A 17636-nucleotide genomic window follows, 5' to 3' on the forward strand; every position below is an offset into this window, starting at 1 on the left:
ATGATATAGAACTTGTTACACATATGAAATAGATTTTGAATATTATTAATTTCCCCATGTTACCCATACTTTTAATACAGAGGGAGTGGTGAGTTCATTGACACTAATGGCTCGTTTCATCTTTCTGTCCCTCTTCCCTTTTTTAGCTGGATGCTCTGCATATACTTCCAATACGACAGATTCGCCCATGAAAATGATTGGTGCCTCGTTTGTTTTGTTAGGTTACATTCTCATCATGCTCGTTGAGGGATTGGGTCGTATATCTATTAGGCACTTACCCACATCTCAAAAAGAATCTAAAAAGAAAAGGATTCAAGAACAGCTTATTCACTTGGGAACCATCCTAATCGGAGCTGGGTTGATCATCTTTTTTCTTTAAGAGAGCCCTTGCCACCTATCGGCAAAGATCGCAATAATCTGAAGAAGCAGGTTCCGATGTTCATAATCACACATAACGGAACCTGCTTTTTTGATATTTATCCAATTACTCCTTCAATGGAATCTTTAAGGTTAGATCTTCATTGTAAACTGGGTCTTTTTGAGCTTGAGCATTTAAGTAAATGGATGTATCCTTTTTTAAAGGCAGAAGTGTCAAAATATAAGAGTTTGGGTGTTCTTTCACAAGACGAGGCTCTTTTAAAGGTTTAATATAATCTTTTTCCTCATTGAGCTGTTTTTTCCATGTAGCAATAATATAATGTGATTCCTTGGAAGCACCTGTGGATTGGTAATGGATTTCTGTTCGATCTGTCAATCGTTCGATTTGAGTTATTTTTGTCTCCCCTAGAATCCCTTGTGAGAGTATAATCGGTTGACTAGGTGTAGGTGGATTATTTAGGTTTACGATCACCCGCTCAATATATTCATCATGCTTTTTCACATCTTTAACTAATAAGTAATGGGGTTTTCGCTTCAATGGATCGAAATGGAAATAATAAATTTCAGAAAATCTATCATTGTCAATGGCCTTCCCATCACTCGTCTGATTTACTGATTTCAATTTATTCCCTTGGTCATCAAAAATGTAAAATTTCCTTCTCACACTATTTAGTGGCCCCTCTACCCTTAAATTGACTTGAGTAGAGCCCGCAGCTAAAATTATTTTATCTGCACGGATTGTTACATTCCCATCTTTTACACTTAGATTCGGCTCAAATACTTTGGGTGGAATCTTTCTAACCGGAAAGCGAAACTTCCAATCCCCTTTGATTTTTCCAATTGTGTGTACATGAACTTCAGCTTCGAATTGATCTGGAAGATCATTTACTTGATTTAATTGAATCATTCCAAACTCTTTCTTTGTGCCCAAATCTTCTTCTCTGCTCATTGATTTAGAAGAATTAATCTCTTTTCCATTAATTGATATAATGAACTCTCCAGGATTGTCTATCAATGGAGTAGCTTCTTTACTGATCTTTTGATCATGGTTCAATTCTACAATATAACCGATTGAAAACCGTGTTCCATCGAACAGCACTTCAGAGATGGTAAGTGTAATCCCCTGATTAGTGACTGATTGGTTGATCTCACTAACCAGATTCTCCTCCGCAGCCTGTTTTTCTCCCTTACCTCCCAATGACTTAAAGATATTCCCCACAACAGGTATTTGTTGCAATGCTTGCATCCATGATGGGAATACATAAGCAGTACCAAAGATTAATCCACATACAACGAAAACGGATCGAGCTCGATGCAAACGAGATTTGATTGTCCCCTCAGGGGTTTGTAACAATTCAGCGATTTCTCTAATTGTCAAATCCTCAAAATAATGTAAAACAACAACGACTTTTAATGTTTCCTCCAGCTGACCCACCGCTTCTTTAATCTCGATGGATTCAAATTTAGAATCAGATGGGATTGAGTTTTCAACTACGTCCGTTGTAACAATCCGATTTTGCTTTCGCAAGATCATTTGACATTGGTTGATACAGATTCGAATCATCCAAGTTTTGATGTATTCTGGTTTTTTTAAGGTATGTAGTTGCTGATAGGCAGCTACAATGGTTTCTTGAATAGCGTCTGAACAATCTTCATCTTTTTTAAGAAAAGCTTTTGCAACTCTGTATAGGCTTAGCTCAAATTGATTAATCAAGCGAATAAATGCTTCTTGATCTCCTTGTAGAGCTAATCGTGTATCCATAACTATATTCACAGTTCCCCTCCTCTTCAAAAAGCATTTTTGATTGAATCACGTATTAGATGATTGATAAAGTAAAAAGGTTCACACCATAGGAAATTTAATATTTTATACAGACGATTCCTTAGTCGAATACTCTTGTAAGCAACCAGACATACTATTTTTAGTTATTAATACTAATTTTAAAGTTATGGAGAACATAATACTTATGAACAACCCAAACCAAAGTTTGGCACAAAAAAGAAAAGAACGAGAGTCTCAAAAGAAATCAGTTCAAAATCGGGAAGTTGAACATACTGTAGGATTTGGGAATAAAAAATTAGAAGGCCCCAATCGTCCTTCAACCTAAAATACCCATTTTTTAGCCATCACAAATAGGATGGCTTTTATTTTTTGCCTCACATTAAAAACGACTTACTGATAAAACTTTGTATTGCATAACCAATCTGACAGGGGTATAATCAACCATTAAGTATAGTGTAGAAGAACTAAGGAGCTGACCATGTCTGACCGCGTAGAACTCATCCTTGATCTAGAACAAACTTTTCGAAATACCATCCGACAGATGAGAAAAGATTTAGCTTTTATTTTAGGAGATAATTTAACAGGTGCAGAATTCGGTGTTTTAAAACAATTACAAAAGAAAAGTCCACAGATTGTAACAGCACTATCACAGGAATTTGAAGTTTCAGTCAGCCATATTACTCATGTAGCTGACCAGTTAGAACGGAAGAATCTTGCTTGTAGGAAGCGTTCTCAATTGGATAAACGGGTAGTGGAGCTTCATATTACCGAGGAAGGAAAAAAACTAGTTGAAGATCTCTCTCAAAAAAAGCTGAAATACTTTCATGAGAAATTTGAGGGGTTAACTACTGAAGAAATTGAAAAATTACTTAATCTACTTAAAAAGCTAGCTTAATAACACAGTTAATATAATGAGAGATTGCTTTCAATTCATATAGAGTAAGCCCTAAGCTGGCGAGACTCCCTACTCAAAACGGTAAATCGTAAATCTCCAATGAAACAAGAAAACACCTCAGCTTAATCAAAAAGCTGAGGTGTTTATTTATAGAAAAAACCTATCTTAATATAAATAATTTAAGATACTTTTTTCTTTCTACCAAAGACAAACAATAATGCTCCTAACAACATGACTCCAAGACCACTAAATAGTTGATTTGGATATGAAGTAGCCGTTTTCGGAAGTTCCCCGCCTTCTTCAGTATCTGTTTGCCCTGTTCCTGTAGCAGCGGCTAAGTTAATGACATGCTTATCTCCTGTTGGATTATCAGGTGCGTAAACAGGAGGTGTAGGAACTGGTTTCCCACCTGGTGGTTGAGGAGTAGGTTTAGTTCCAGGTTTGCCCGGCTTGCTTGGTTTATCCCCAGGTTTTCCTGGTTTAGTTCCAGGTTTTCCTGGTGGGTTCGTTGGACCTGGATCAACTGGACCTGGATCAACTGGACCTGGATCAACTGGACCTGGATCAACTGGACCCGGATCAACTGGACCCGGATCAACTGGACCTGGATCAACTGGACCCGGATCAACTGGACCTGGATCAACTGGACCTGGATCAACTGGACCTGGATCAACTGGACCTGGATCAACTGGACCTGGATCGGTTGGTGGATCTGGGTCAACTGGATCCTTAGGCTTACCTTTCGAGCTCATGTTGATCGACTTAGCCAATGGGGCTTTTTCTTCACTTACAGGAGCCGCTTTCTCAACCACTGGTGCCTTTGCAACTACTGGTGCTTGCTGCACTACTGGTGCCTTTGCGACTACTGGTACTTGTTCTACAACTGATGCTTTTGCTGCAGCAGCTACTTGCTCTACAGTTACTACATCGTTAATGACAGCTTCTGCAGCGGGTTCATTAGCAAATCCTACCGTAGGAACAGCCACAAGGGACAGTCCGAGGCAGAGAGAACTTACTCTTAAAGCCACTTGGGTAGACCGTTTCATTAAAATCCCCCTTTTTTAAATCTTCATTAAAGCGTGCTTTGAATGAATATCCCAGCAACTATTAAATTTTAGCATAGAAAAACTTACCACTCAAGAAGGGAACATGCAATTTTACTAAATTTTTAACATCTTCCTATCTGTCTAATTTGAGTCTAATTGGGAAATTAATCGAAAACAATCCCTATTTTTTTCAGTTCATGATAGAATAAAATGAAATGTAAAATTGTATAAAGTTTCTGTATCCCCCAAAAATCAAAGGAAACGTTTATCGGGGACTGAAAAAATCTGGCATGATAATTTTTTATATCAATGACGAACCAATCATGCAACATATTTGTTTGATTAACACAATAGAAGGATGAGACACATGCATATGAAAGAGAAAGGACAAAAAATCCAACAGTATGTGGTACTCAATCGTTTTCCCTTCATTCAGGGATTGCTTTATTATGTTGAACAGTCTTCTACTGATGAAACATCTTCGAGTACAACAAGGTTTATTCTTGCTTTAGATGTTAGTTCTTTTCCTCCAGGATCTGATATAACATCTTTACTTCAACGAAATTCACAAGTATTTTTCCCTATCGAACAAATATTCATCGAAGATGGCGTAGTCTATCAAGTATTTGAAAAGATGGAAGGAACCTTATTTGCTTTCTATTTACAAAAGGCAGGTCCTTTACCATTAGGCGAAGTGCTACAGCTACTCAGAAATACGTGTGAACACTTGTATCTACTGAAAGAAAATAAGCATTGGACAATTATTCATCCAGAAAATATGTGTTTGGGAAGCAAACATCAAGTCCGCTTTTTTTTAGGGGGACCTGTAGAATTATTCTCATCCACAGAACTTAACGAATCTGAATCTCTTCACCAACTGGCTTCCACCGTTTATACCATGCTTACTGGAAAATGGGTAAAGCAAGATGAAACTGTAGAAAGTATACGGAACTTTAGAAAAGATGTTCCTTTAGAACTCGAGAATTTATTAATGCGCTCATTGTCACCAGATCCTAGCAGACGACCTGTGCTACAAGATCTATTGAAGTGGGTTCGGCAAGCTAATCCAAATACACCTCTACAACTTGTTGCGGAAACTCCACCCACAAAGGTCGATCAGCATAAAAAGGTGGAAAGTCAACCCATTTCACCCAAGCCTGTTAAAACTAAAAAACCCTTCACCAAACAGCGTCTTGCCATTACTGTTGGGGGATGTATTGCATTACTAGTCACAGTAGCTTTTGTAGTTACTTACTTTTTCTCTGGCGGTGACAAAGTCAATGCCAACACTACTCAAGCTAAACAAGCAGCTACTTTATACCAAGAATCCAAGCAAGCAGTAAAAGATAAACAATTGAACCAAGCGATTGAAAAAGCAGATAAAGCAATACAAACAGATCCAAAAGAAGAGTATTATTTACATTTAGCCAATCTTTACAAAGCTACACAACGTAACGATAAAAGTATCGAAACATTGAAAAAGGGAACTGAAAAATTCCCTGAAAGTCCTTCAATGTTTTATGAATTATCATCACAAGCTTTTTTTAACAAAGATTACGATATTGCAAAAGACGCAATTCAAAAAGCAATCACACTTAGTGACGGAAAGCTTTCTGGTTATTTTTACCTTCGTGGACGGATCGAAAATCAGATGCGTGAGTATGATAAAGCAATCCAATCACTAACCAAAGCCATTGAACTACGAAAAGATGTCCCTAACTACTACCATGAACGGGCAATTGCTAGTTTCCGTAATAGTAAATTAGACGAAGCCATTAAAGATGAAATGGTAGCTATTCAGCAAAATCCCACTCAAGGGAAGTACGATTTAACTCTTGGGATTATTTATTTGGAAAAAAGGGAGGAAGTTCAAAAATCCCCCTCCTTAGTTGCCAACGTGAAGTTACAACAAATGAACCAATGGGCACAAAAGGCTTTAGATGCATTTAAAGAAGCGGCCAATGATTCACCTAAAGATCCTGATGTTCAATATTATCGATCTGTAGCCCATTACTATTGTAAAGAATATGACTCTGCCTTAACCGCCATTAACCTAGCAGTTCAATTAAACCCTGAAAATGCCCTCTATCACTATCAAAAAGGTATTGTTCAGCTGACAACCAACAAAAAGGCAGATGCGACTCAATCTTTCACGAAAGCCGTACAACTTGAACCTAATTCTGCGCTCTACCAACAAGCACTCCAGCAAGTAAAACCCTAATATCATTGTGGTTAAATCAAAGCACTTCCACGATCGTGGAAGTGCTTTTTTAATTCCCATGGGAACCTCCTAAAAAGTTCAAATTTAATTATGAAAAAATAACCTAAATTACAAATAAAATGGTGAATGATAGTTGCTAATCATATATAATAAGTGGTGTGAGTTTTACGATAATACACTCATTTCAGAAAGGGAAGGGGCATTTCTATTGGTAAAGTCAAAAAGTTTCTCCCATTTGCTTAGTTGGCTACTCTGTTCTCTCCTGCTACTTAGTAGCTTTCACGCACCAGTTGCTCTTGCAGAAACACCATCTAAAATTAGCAAAAGTGCTGTTTCTAAGGAAAATAAAATTGATCAAAAGCTGTATAAACAGTTTAGTCAACAAAAACAGACCACTTTTTTAGTCAAGTTTAAGACACAGGCAAATACAGAAAAGGTAGCTACTGATGCACTTAAAAAAGCCAAAAAGCAACACAAAAGTCCCTATCAAACCAAAATAGCTAAACGATCCTCTGTTGTCTCATCCTTAAGAACAACCTCTGAGCAAACACAAGCCCCTATCAAAGATTTTCTCGAACGAGAGAAAAAAGCTGAAAAAGTAAAAAGTTACCACTCCTTCTATATTGTCAATGCGATCGCTGTTACAGGCTCCAAAGAAACAATGGAAAAATTATCGAAGTTCTCCGAAGTTGAAAAAATTGTACCTAATGAAATTAGAAAACTGCATACTCCGGTCAAGAAAAATAAAAAAACATCGACCAACAACACCTCTCCTTCTACCATTGAATGGAACATTGAGCGTGTAGGTGTCCCAGCCCTTTGGGAACAAGGAATTGATGGAACCGGAACCGTTGTAGCGAATATTGATACAGGGGTACAGTGGGACCATCCATCACTAAAAGAAAAATATCGGGGATACAATTCGGCACAACCTGATCAACCTGACCATATCTTTAACTGGTTTGATGCTGTGAATGGACAAGCAACCCCCTATGATGATCTTCAACATGGAACACATACGATGGGAACCATGGTCGGCTCCGAACCTGATGGCTCTAATCAAATTGGAGTAGCTCCTGGAGCAAAATGGATTGCAGTTAAAGCCTTTTCCGAAGCAGGCGGAACTGACTTTGACCTATTAAAAGCAGGTGAATGGATTCTTTCTCCTACAGATGCCAATGGAAACCCCCATCCTGAAAAAGCTCCTGATGTTGTGAATAATTCTTGGGGTGGCGGTCCTGGCTTAGATGAATTTTATCGTCCTATGGTACAAAATTGGCGATCCGCAGAAATTTTCCCTGAGTTTTCGGCAGGTAATGACGGTCCTGATCCCAAAACGATAGCTACTCCAGCCAATTATCCTGAGTCGTTCGCTACAGGAGCAACAGACTCCGATGATAAGTTAGCTTCCTTCTCTTCTCGTGGTTCCTCACCTTACGATGATGCCATCAAGCCAGAAATTTCTGCACCTGGGGTCAATATTCGCTCTGCCATTCCTGGAAGTGAATACGAAGATGGATGGGACGGAACCTCCATGGCAGGACCACACGTTTCTGCGACAGTAGCTCTAATGAAACAAGTAGATCCTTCCCTTACTGTAGATCAAATTGAGGAGATTTTACTTGCTACAGCACAGCCTCTAACGGATTCTAAATATCCTAATTCTCCTAACAATGGCTATGGTCATGGACTCCTTGACGCTTCTAAAGCAATTGCTGCTTTACAAAATGGAATTGGACAAGTCAAAGGGGTTGTTTCCATGGAGGGGGAAGATCTTGAACCCCCTACGTATGAACATCCTTCACCTTCCGTCGCTTATCAAAACCATGAACTACCTCTTAACATTCATGTGAAGGACAACATTAGTGTAATCAAAGTAGAACTATCCTATCTACCAGCCAACTCTAAAGAATGGAAAACCATTTCTGCTAAAAGAATGAATGGAGACCATCGAGAAGCCAATTATCAAGCGATCATCCCAGCGAATGAGATTAAGCTTCCGAAACTTTCATATCGTTGGCGAATCACTGACTTTGGGGGAAATTCAGTTCAATCTGATCCTTATCAACTACCTGTCAAAACAGGAGAAACGGTCGGTTATAAGCAAGATTTTGAGAACTATCCATCTGGTTGGACTTCCTTTGGAATCTCAAGCACCTGGGAATGGGGAAAACCAACTGTAGGACCAACTGCTTACTCTGGAGAAAAAGTATTTGCAACAAACTTACATGGTCCTTATAACTTATCAGAAAACTCAACACTACTTTTACCCCCCATACATGTGCCACTTTCAGGCAACACCTACCTTCATTACAAGAATTATTTTCAACTAGAAGAGTACTTTGATTTCGGACATGTTGTTATTTCCACAGATAAGCAAAATTGGACTCAAGTAGCCACATATAATGGAAATTCAGTCGATTGGTTAGATGAAGAGATTAACCTTTCTGACTATCGAGGACAAACGATTTATATTGGTTTCCATTTGACTTCAGATTCACACATGAGCCTGAACGGTTGGTATTTGGATGATGTTTCCATCGATGCTACTCCACTCTCAGCAATCAAGAAAAGGATTCAAACTTCATCACCAACACAAGCAATTGACAAAAATGGGAAAAGAAAAAGGATTGATCCATCTAAGCTACGACCCAGTAAAATCATTCATTTGCAAGCCCCATCCAAAGCTATCTCTACATCGATCCAACCTTCTCTTCTACCTTTGGATGCACAGGTTTCAGTATTGGAAACAGGACGTTCAGTTAAAACCAATCCCATGGATGGTAGTTATTCATTCAAACACGCTGTTGGCAACTATACCTTATTAGCAGAGACCTATGGCTATCAATCTGCACAACAAACCGTTTCAATCACTAAAAATGGAGTCACTTCCGCTAACTTTGTCATGCAACCCATCCCCACAGGAACGATTTCTGGACGAGTGACTGATCAAACCAATGGACAACCTATTGCCGATGCAACACTCACTTTGATCGAAGATGCTGCAATCCAACCAGTGAAAACAGATGCAAATGGGAACTTTACTCTTACCGCTTATGAAGGTGAATATACCCTCCAAGTGATCTCAGCCAACTTTTTCCCACAAACAGCCTCTGTCACTATTTCTGGCAATGGTCACACTACACAGAATTTCTCTTTAAAACCGTTTCTCGGTTATCCAGAAGAAATTAGTTATGATGATGGATCAGCTGAAGATGCTCAAGCCTTTCAAAGCTATGGGGATGGTTGGGGCGTTCATATGAGCCTTAAAAATGGACAGAAAAAAGCGATGGTTCAAGGAGGATTATTTCATTTTTCGACTGATGATTGGCCTCTACCTGGAGGTGACTCTTTCCAAGTAGCTGTGTTTGATGCAAGTGGTCCCAATGGTTCACCAGGTAAGAAAATAGCTGGACCTTTTGATGGAAAAGCTTTACGTAATGGTGATTGGACCTATGTTGATTTATCTGACAAGGGAATTGTAGTTGAAGGAGATTTTTACTTGACCTATATTCAAAAGAATGATTTCCCCTATGTACCTGGATTGAGCACAGATCTAAGTAGTCTACCTACTGGGCGCACATGGGAATATAGGGATGGTGATTGGTATCAAAGCCCCTATGCATTAGGTAATTTCATGATTCGTGCTGTTGTTAACTACGAATTGGATGTACCAGAAATTCTTTCGCCCAAAAACAAATCTTTTACTAACCAATCTACGATCACCCTAAAAGGAAAAGCTTCACCTTCAGCTCCTATACAAATTCAAAATGATGGCGAAAAAATTGCAGAAATAAAAGCTAACAAGGATGGTATGTTTGAAGGTTCAATTTCACTAAAGAAAGGTAAAAACCTCTTAACAGCAACCTCTTCATCCAAAGGAGGGACTACTGCTCCTTCCCAGCAAGTAGTGGTTACACTGGATCAAACTAAGCCTCAACTGACCATTGAACAACCCGTCGGAGGTTTGAAAACGAATCGAGAAGCTGTTTCAGTTATAGGAACAGTTTCCGACGAACATTTAAAGTCGGTCAAGGTAAATGGGCAATCTGCAACCATTCATCCAGATGGAACTTATTCAGGACGAACCTTACTGAATGAAGGCAAAAATATTTTAACTGTTGTCGCTTTGGATCAAGCAGGTAATCGTACTGTAAAAAAGGAAACAGTATATACAAAATTCGCACCTCCCCAGATCCAAAATCTAAAACCTAACCAAGACCTTTCTCTTAAAACTGGACAAACTTTAAAGATTGAGCTTGACAGTGATGAGAAGGTTCAAGGTAGTTTTAAAGTGCGTATGCCTCTGGTTAATCCAGTCAAATCGCCTAATTCTGTGACTGAATTCCCTCTCGTAGAGGTTGGAAGCGGACATTATGTGGGTTATTGGACGGTTCCCTCAAACTTAAAGGAGGTTGAGGGAGCCGTTGTTGAAGTAACCTTAAAAGATAGCTTTGGAAATCAAGCGCAACAGACTGCAATAGGTAAACTAAATATCAATCTGAGATAAGAACTTTTATCAAACTACAAAAAGCCGACTTTCTTTAATAAAGAAAGTCGGCTTTTATGGATACTTTATTCAAACAAAGCTTATTTTACTAGTTGTTTTTTTGCCAAATTAGCTAGGTCTGCAAATGCTTTTTCATCAGAAACAGCAAGTTCTGCAAGCATTTTACGGTTAATATCGACACCAGCTACTTTTAAGCCATGCATAAATTTATTGTAAGAAAGACCGTTGATCCGAGCTGCTGCATTGATCCGAGTGATCCAAAGTCTACGGAAATCACGTTTACGTTGACGACGATCACGGTAGGAGTACATCAAGGATTTCATTACTTGTTGTTTTGCAGTACGGAATAGTCGATGTTTAGAACCAAAGTAACCTTTTGCTAATTTAAGTACCTTTTTGCGACGTGCGCGAGTGACGGTACTGCCTTTTACTCTTGCCACTGAAAATCCCTCCTGAGCTTAAAACGGTTCGATATCTTATAGATAAGTGATGAGCTGTTTAATACGAGTTTGATCGCCTTTTGCCATAATGGCCCCTTTGCGAAGATTACGTTTACGTTTGGCTGATTTCTTTTCTAAGATATGGTTGGTAAATGCATGTTGACGTTTCACTTTACCTGTACCTGTCTTTTTGAAACGCTTAGCGGCAGCCCTTTTTGTTTTCATTTTTGGCATGATAGTTCCTCCTTACAACTACTGTTTCGGTGATAAAATCATGATCATCTGGCGACCTTCTAATCGAGGTTGGCGTTCAATGTCCGAAATCTCTTTGACTTCTTCAGCCATGCGATTTAGAATCTTACGTCCTAGATCTTGGTGAGTAATTTCCCGACCGCGGAAGCGAATCGATAACTTAACTTTATCGCCTTTGTCTAAGAACTTTTGCACATTTTTCAACTTGGTCTTGATGTCATTTTCTTCGATGGATGGACTGAGACGTACTTCTTTAACTTGAATAACCTTTTGATTCTTACGAGATTCTTTCTCTCGCTTACTTTGCTCATAGCGATATTTACCGTAGTCCATAATACGACAAACAGGTGGTTTCGCTTGCGGAGCTACATTTACGAGATCCAGATTAGCCTCTTGAGCCATTCTCAGAGCATCACGTGTTGGAACAATTCCAAGCTGATCCCCATCTTTACCAATTAGACGAACCTCTCGGACACGAATTGCTTCGTTGACCAGATGTTGTTGTTGATCCTTGCTGATAACCTGCCACCTCCAGAAAATGTTAAAAAAATAAAGTGTGAGCGCATTGCGCCCACACTTCGTAACCTAAGCAAATAGATATGCTTGATCCGGTCATGGTAACCTGACAACAACCCATTGCGTCAATCAGGTGAGAAGCGGGCGCTCCTGCTTTCAATGATATTAACAAAATACCATATAGATACAGATCCTGTCAAGGGATGCTGTTAGTTCGTGTTCTGTACCTTGTTAAATGTATCGGATCGAACATACAATGTCAACTGTCACCATGTGGAAACGGTTCGTTAGGAAATATCCATTTGGATTGGACTTTACCAAGAAACATTACGCTTTGGTTTCTATTTCTTTCTTCATCATAGAGATCAAATCATTCAAGGATAGAGTTTCTTGACTCTTCGATCCTTTTTTCCGAACATTAACCACTTGGGCTTCTATTTCTTTTTCTCCAATCACAAGCATATAAGGAACTTTTTGCACTTCTGCTTCACGAATTTTGTAACCTACTTTTTCATCACGAGCATCCAACTCTACCCGAATCCCCGCTTGTCTTAACTGATCTACCATTTGTTTGGCATATTCATTAAATGAGCGCGAAATAGGGATCACTTTTGCCTGAACTGGAGCTAGCCAAAGTGGGAAGTTTCCTGCATAATGCTCGACTAAGATCCCAATAAAACGATCCACAGAACCAAAAATTGCCCGGTGAATAACGACTGGACGGTGTTTTTCATTGTCTTCACCAATATAGGATAGATCAAACTTCTCTGGCATCTGGAAGTCTAACTGAATGGTTGCACATTGGTGACTTCTTTTCAATGCATCTTGAATGTGAAAGTCGATTTTCGGACCATAAAAAGCGCCATCACCTTCATTGATCCGATAAGAAACACCTGAACGTTCAAGTACATTTTGTAGAGCTTTCTCCGCTTGCTCCCATAATTCATCTGATCCCATAGAATCTTCTGGGCGGGTAGAAAGTTCAATGGTATAAGGGAATCCAAATACAGAATAGATTTGATCCACTAATTGAATCGCTTTCGTAATCTCATCTTCAATCTGATCTGGACGAACAAAGATGTGAGCATCGTCTTGTGTAAAGGTACGAACACGTAACATTCCATTTAATGCACCTGATAACTCATGGCGATGAACTTGCCCAAACTCGGCATATCGTAATGGTAAATCCCGATAGGAACGGATATCATTTTTAAAGATTAACATGTGTCCTGGACAGTTCATCGGTTTAATCGCAAAATTGGTGTCATCTACTTCGGTAAAATACATGTTATCACGATAATGATCCCAATGCCCAGACTGTTCCCATAAACGCTGATTCATCATTAAAGGGGTTCGAACCTCTTGATAACCTGCTTTCAATTGTAAATCACGGGAAAATTGCTCTAATTCATTACGAATGGTCATCCCATTGGGGAGATAGAACGGCATCCCTGGTGCTTCTTCGGAAAACATGAATAATTCTAATTCACGACCAATTTTACGATGATCCCGTTTTTTTGCTTCTTCTAAAAAGTGAAGATACTCATCCAACTGTGATTTCTTAGGCCAAGCAGTTCCATAGATTCGTTGCAACATCTGATTATCAGAGTTACCACGCCAATATGCGCCGGCTATACTTAACAGTTGAAAAGCCTTAATTTTTCCTGTTGATGGAAGATGGGGTCCACGACAAAGATCGAAAAACTCGCCTTGTTCATAAATCGTAATCACAGCATCTTCAGGTAGGTCACGAATTAATTCCAGCTTGAGGGAATCACCGACCTCTTCATAAATAGCAATCGCCTCTTCACGACTCACTACTTTTCGAGTGATGGAATGATCTTCTTTTACAATTTTTTTCATCTCTTCTTCAATCTTAGGAAGATCTTCAGGAGTAAGTCGTACAGGTAAGTCAATATCATAGTAGAAACCATCTTCAATCACAGGTCCAATCCCCAATTTTACATCTGGGTACAACCGCTTAATCGCTTGTGCCATTAAGTGAGCCGTACTATGACGGTAAACTTCCAATCCTTGCTCATCTTCAAGTGTAATAATTTTAACTTCTGCTTGATCAGGAACCTCTGCTGACATATCAACAACTTGACCGTTAATCTGGCCTGCAACCGCTTTTTTAGCCAAACCTTTACTAATTGATGCAGCAACATCATTGACAGAAACAACAGCTTGATCAAACTCTCTTACTGACCCGTCTGGTAACTTGACAGCTACACTCATTCAAACTCTCTCCTTTTTTAGACAATAAAAAAACACTCCATCCGAAAGGGACGAGTGTTTGTGTCGTGGTTCCACCCTTATTTAACCTTTGTTGATTGATCATGAGTCAGATTCATCCACAAAGATCCTCAAGCACATGTATCGGTGTGCAGCCGGTAGCCGTTACTAGCCTATTGAAAGGGGTTCTCTGGCACAGCTCGGAGGTGGTAAATCAAATACCAGTGGGTATAGGGATTCTCAGCCCGTGATCCCCATTCTCTGTAACCATGATATTTGAGTCATATCCTCGTCAACGCTTTAAAATAAAAATTTGTATGTATTATAACCACTTTTTTCGATTTTAGTCAAGCATCCCCTTGAAAATTAAGCGGGTACCCACATTGTGAACATCCGTGGCAGAGCATAATCCGACCTTCAAAAATTTGAACCAAGGTACGAACTAAATTTTCCTCAGGATCTTGGGTGTGTAAAATAACCCGTTCTGGTGCTAAGGATAATAATGAACTAACTAAAAAATCCTCATCAGAAAAGGTATGTTCTAGGATTTCTAACAGAGATTGATCAATCTCATCTAACTGGATTGGTGTCCCATCATCTTGAACCAACCGATATCGACCTTGGTGGTCATGAATGACTTGAGCGATGGAGATCCGGGACGGCTGAACCGAAATAAAGTAGCGCAGTAGCTGAATAAACTCTTGATACTCCTGATCAAGCAAAAAGTCGTCTACAGCATCTTGCACACACTTAGATAATGTTTTTCGATACGCTTTCATCCGAAACCGAACAAACCCTTCGACAGAAAAAAACGGGAACTCTTTCAAGAATAAGGCGATTTGTTTCGCTAATTTCTCACGTCGATTGGCAAATAGGATGCGAGCATATTCCCATACACTGGTTTCTAACTGTCTCAGTACTTGATTTTCAATTTTAATAATATCATTCTCTCTTAAAAAGGAATACTCTCGGTTGATGATCCCTCGGATCAACTCTGGGTCTTTACATTCACAGATAAACATGGAAAGTCCTTTACCAAGCTGATATCTAGCTTCTCGTTCTTCATCATAATTCTGTGCATGAACCTGGCATGAGAAAATATATTGATCTCCCTGCACGAATTCCTCGACAGTCCATGTGATGCCCTCTGATTGTAGCTGAGTAAATCCGTCCTCCAAAGCTGCTCTCAAGCGAATCACCTGAACACGGTTTTCTTCAGCTATGGAAATTTGAAAGACCATTTACGCCCCTCCCTTCCGCTGGATTATTTTTAGTATATGGGTGATAAAAGCCCTGTATACGTAGAAAAGCTTTTAACAGATGGAGGGTCGAAAATCACAAATAAGAAAGAACCTATGTATTCACTCAAGCAATCCAACCAGAGGCGACGGCTTCATCATAAAAAACTTGCCCAATTAAATAAACAAAACCAAGTGCTGCGATCAGAATCGCTACTTTTCCAGTCCATTGGTCACCGATGCCACCCGTTTTCACTTTGATCCCTAGTTTCTTCAAATTCATTCTTTTTTTATAAGGCCATAAGTATGGGACTCCGGCACTAGTAAACGTATCAGCCACTAAATGAGATAGATAACCTGCCATGACAGGGATGGCATAAGCGGGTGCAGCTAAAAAGACCGTTCCAGTCACATATGCACATGCAGCTAATGAGTGACTCACTGATCGATGAGGAACATATGCTACTCCAGCAGCAAAAATTCCAGTCAGTAACACCCATTCCGGTAAAGCTTTCACAAAATACATTAAAACCATAACCACGCCAATAAAAGCTAATGCAAAAGATCGATACTTTCGATTTAATGAAGGAAAAATAATATTGTTAATTAAACTACCATCTTCATCAATATCAGGTAAGATCGAAGCAATAGCTGCTGTTACAATTGTCAAACTTAAATTTAAGACATCTCCAGTCTCTCCCATCGTACAAGCAACGCCTACACCTGTGGCAATGCCAATCGCGATATGGGTTTTACCTTGCATCTTGAAATCCCCCATTCGTTTAAAATAAATAAATGATTTCGTATATTAATAGTATAATAATCTTTACATGATATAAACAAATATCAACATAAAAAAAGCTGATCATACCCACTTTCGTGGAGAGATCAGCTTTCAATTAATCATCTTATTTAATTCTGCATGACAAAATCGCGTTCAGTAAACTCGCCATCTTTAAAAATACGTAAGATTTCATATTTGGTGTTTCGCTGAGCAGGAATTTTACCAGCCTCGCGAATCAAACGAATCGCTAAATTATTGTTGACCTTATGTGTAGTGCCCGCAGCAGAAACTACATTTTCTTCCATCATTGTACTACCAAAGTCATTACATCCGTAACTAAGTGACTGTTTACCAACTTCAGGTCCCATGGTAACCCAAGAAGACTGCACATTGGGGATGTTATCTAACATAATACGACTAATCGCAACTGCTTTTAGATATTCTTCTGCAGAAAGTTTCTCTCTCTTTAAGTTTGTATTATCAGGTTGGAAAGTCCAAACTATAAAGGCAAGGAATCCTTTTGTTTCGTCCTGAGCTTCACGAATCCGCAATAAATGTGTAACCCGCTCTTCTAGAGTTTCGCCAAAGCCAATGACCATCGTGGCTGTTGTTGACATTCCAACTCGATGAGCTGTTTGCATCACATTCATCCAATCACGCCAAGACCCTTTTAACTTACTAATCTTAGTTCGAATGCGATCATCTAAGATCTCAGCACCCCCACCTGGAATCGAATCAAGCCCTGCATCTCTTAATTGGCGAATCACGTCTTCAAGTGGGAGACCTGATACTTCCTTGATCTTCATCACTTCAGCAGGAGAAAAAGAATGCATATGAATTGACGGGAATCTTTTTTTGATTTCCCGTAACAAGTCTAGATAATAACTTAATGGAAGATCTGGATTAGTCCCACCTTGCATTAAAATCTCGGTTCCACCCACATCAACCGTCTCTTGGATTTTCTCAAAAACTTTTTCATTAGGTAAAACATATCCTTCTTTAGAACCTGGAGCCCGATAAAAAGCACAAAAGCGACAATAGGTGTCGCAAATATTGGTATAATTTACATTACGACCAATAACAAAAGTCGTGATGGGTTCTGGATGGCGTTGTTCCATTAACTGATTAGCAGCCCATCCTAGCTTTTCAATCTCATTGCTCTCCCATAGAGCAACTCCATCTTCCAACCCAAGCCGTTCTCCATCAAGTGCTTTTTTTAGCAACGTATCAATCTTACTCATGCCTATCTACCCCCAACTAACACCGCTCGGATCAAATGCTAAATATCATGTTAATGGTATCACAATCTCTCATTCTTGTCTTGTATAGTGAATGATC

Annotated in this window: 14 protein-coding genes and 1 other annotated feature; of the genes, 5 read left to right on the forward strand and 9 right to left on the reverse strand. The window is 39.3% G+C overall.

Annotated elements, in window-relative coordinates; genetic code table 11:
* Window positions 1–106: 106 nt before the first annotated feature.
* A complete protein-coding gene (locus tag EDD58_RS01605; protein ID WP_131923091.1) occupies window positions 107–379 on the forward strand; it encodes a hypothetical protein in 273 nt (90 codons plus the stop codon).
* A 105-nt stretch (window positions 380–484) separates the two neighbouring features.
* On the opposite strand, the gene EDD58_RS01610 is transcribed toward EDD58_RS01605, so the two are convergent.
* Window positions 485–2152: a sigma-70 family RNA polymerase sigma factor gene (locus EDD58_RS01610; protein WP_131923092.1), complete on the reverse strand. Its 1668-nt coding sequence runs from the start codon at window positions 2150–2152 to the stop codon at window positions 485–487.
* 193 nt (window positions 2153–2345) lie between these two features.
* On the opposite strand from EDD58_RS01610, the gene EDD58_RS14715 reads away from it, so the two are divergent.
* Window positions 2346–2486: a hypothetical protein gene (locus EDD58_RS14715; RefSeq protein ID WP_165875710.1), complete on the forward strand. Its 141-nt coding sequence runs from the start codon at window positions 2346–2348 to the stop codon at window positions 2484–2486.
* A gap of 153 nt (window positions 2487–2639) precedes the next feature.
* Window positions 2640–3056: a MarR family transcriptional regulator gene (locus EDD58_RS01615; protein ID WP_131923093.1), complete on the forward strand. Its 417-nt coding sequence runs from the start codon at window positions 2640–2642 to the stop codon at window positions 3054–3056.
* Between the two features lie 179 nt (window positions 3057–3235).
* Here the strand turns inward: EDD58_RS01615 and EDD58_RS14985 are convergent, their stop codons facing one another.
* A complete protein-coding gene (locus EDD58_RS14985) occupies window positions 3236–4102 on the reverse strand; it encodes an LPXTG cell wall anchor domain-containing protein (protein WP_131923094.1) in 867 nt (288 codons plus the stop codon).
* A gap of 367 nt (window positions 4103–4469) precedes the next feature.
* On the opposite strand from EDD58_RS14985, the gene EDD58_RS01625 reads away from it, so the two are divergent.
* Window positions 4470–6323 carry a protein kinase family protein gene (locus EDD58_RS01625; RefSeq protein ID WP_165875740.1) on the forward strand — a complete coding sequence of 618 codons (1854 nt, stop codon included), beginning with the start codon at window positions 4470–4472 and terminating at the stop codon, window positions 6321–6323.
* Window positions 6324–6531: 208 nt separating this feature from the next.
* Window positions 6532–10833, forward strand: a complete 4302-nt coding sequence (locus tag EDD58_RS01630; RefSeq protein WP_131923096.1) for a S8 family peptidase — start codon at window positions 6532–6534, stop codon at window positions 10831–10833.
* A gap of 80 nt (window positions 10834–10913) precedes the next feature.
* On the opposite strand, the gene rplT is transcribed toward EDD58_RS01630, so the two are convergent.
* The 7 genes from rplT to mqnC form a co-directional block, all read right to left on the reverse strand.
* Entirely contained in the window at window positions 10914–11273 is a 360-nt protein-coding gene (rplT, locus tag EDD58_RS01635) for a 50S ribosomal protein L20 (protein WP_131923097.1), read from the reverse strand.
* Window positions 11274–11309: 36 nt separating this feature from the next.
* Complete coding sequence (gene rpmI, locus EDD58_RS01640) at window positions 11310–11507, reverse strand: 50S ribosomal protein L35 (protein ID WP_131923098.1); 198 nt, start codon at window positions 11505–11507, stop codon at window positions 11310–11312.
* Window positions 11508–11525: 18 nt separating this feature from the next.
* Complete coding sequence (gene infC, locus EDD58_RS01645; RefSeq protein WP_131923099.1) at window positions 11526–12020, reverse strand: translation initiation factor IF-3; 495 nt, start codon at window positions 12018–12020, stop codon at window positions 11526–11528.
* A gap of 47 nt (window positions 12021–12067) precedes the next feature.
* Window positions 12068–12203: a sequence feature (ribosomal protein L20 leader region), on the reverse strand.
* Between the two features lie 165 nt (window positions 12204–12368).
* The gene (gene thrS, locus EDD58_RS01650; protein ID WP_131923100.1) at window positions 12369–14279 is read right to left on the reverse strand and encodes a threonine--tRNA ligase; all 1911 of its coding nucleotides are present in this window, start codon (window positions 14277–14279) and stop codon (window positions 12369–12371) included.
* Window positions 14280–14623: 344 nt separating this feature from the next.
* The gene (gene ytxC, locus EDD58_RS01655) at window positions 14624–15517 is read right to left on the reverse strand and encodes a putative sporulation protein YtxC (RefSeq protein WP_131923101.1); all 894 of its coding nucleotides are present in this window, start codon (window positions 15515–15517) and stop codon (window positions 14624–14626) included.
* Window positions 15518–15641: 124 nt separating this feature from the next.
* The gene (locus EDD58_RS01660) at window positions 15642–16277 is read right to left on the reverse strand and encodes a metal-dependent hydrolase (RefSeq protein WP_165875741.1); all 636 of its coding nucleotides are present in this window, start codon (window positions 16275–16277) and stop codon (window positions 15642–15644) included.
* A gap of 149 nt (window positions 16278–16426) precedes the next feature.
* Complete coding sequence (mqnC, locus tag EDD58_RS01665) at window positions 16427–17539, reverse strand: cyclic dehypoxanthinyl futalosine synthase (RefSeq protein ID WP_131923103.1); 1113 nt, start codon at window positions 17537–17539, stop codon at window positions 16427–16429.
* Window positions 17540–17636 lie beyond the last annotated feature (97 nt).

Source organism: Hazenella coriacea (assembly GCF_004341825.1).
In the GTDB taxonomy this organism is placed as follows: Bacteria; Bacillota; Bacilli; order Thermoactinomycetales; family Thermoactinomycetaceae; genus Hazenella; species Hazenella coriacea.

Excerpts from the sequence above, each read along its gene's own strand:
- EDD58_RS01605 (WP_131923091.1), top strand. The coding sequence starts at position 107 with ATGGCTCGTTTCATCTTTCTGTCCCTCTTCCCTTTTTTAGCTGGATGC.
- EDD58_RS14715 (WP_165875710.1), top strand. The coding sequence starts at position 2,346 with ATGAACAACCCAAACCAAAGTTTGGCACAAAAAAGAAAAGAACGAGAG.
- EDD58_RS01615 (WP_131923093.1), top strand. The coding sequence starts at position 2,640 with ATGTCTGACCGCGTAGAACTCATCCTTGATCTAGAACAAACTTTTCGA.
- EDD58_RS14985 (WP_131923094.1), bottom strand. The coding sequence starts at position 4,102 with ATGAAACGGTCTACCCAAGTGGCTTTAAGAGTAAGTTCTCTCTGCCTC.
- EDD58_RS01625 (WP_165875740.1), top strand. The coding sequence starts at position 4,470 with ATGCATATGAAAGAGAAAGGACAAAAAATCCAACAGTATGTGGTACTC.
- rpmI (WP_131923098.1), bottom strand. The coding sequence starts at position 11,507 with ATGCCAAAAATGAAAACAAAAAGGGCTGCCGCTAAGCGTTTCAAAAAG.
- thrS (WP_131923100.1), bottom strand. The coding sequence starts at position 14,279 with ATGAGTGTAGCTGTCAAGTTACCAGACGGGTCAGTAAGAGAGTTTGAT.
- ytxC (WP_131923101.1), bottom strand. The coding sequence starts at position 15,517 with ATGGTCTTTCAAATTTCCATAGCTGAAGAAAACCGTGTTCAGGTGATT.
- EDD58_RS01660 (WP_165875741.1), bottom strand. The coding sequence starts at position 16,277 with ATGCAAGGTAAAACCCATATCGCGATTGGCATTGCCACAGGTGTAGGC.
- mqnC (WP_131923103.1), bottom strand. The coding sequence starts at position 17,539 with ATGAGTAAGATTGATACGTTGCTAAAAAAAGCACTTGATGGAGAACGG.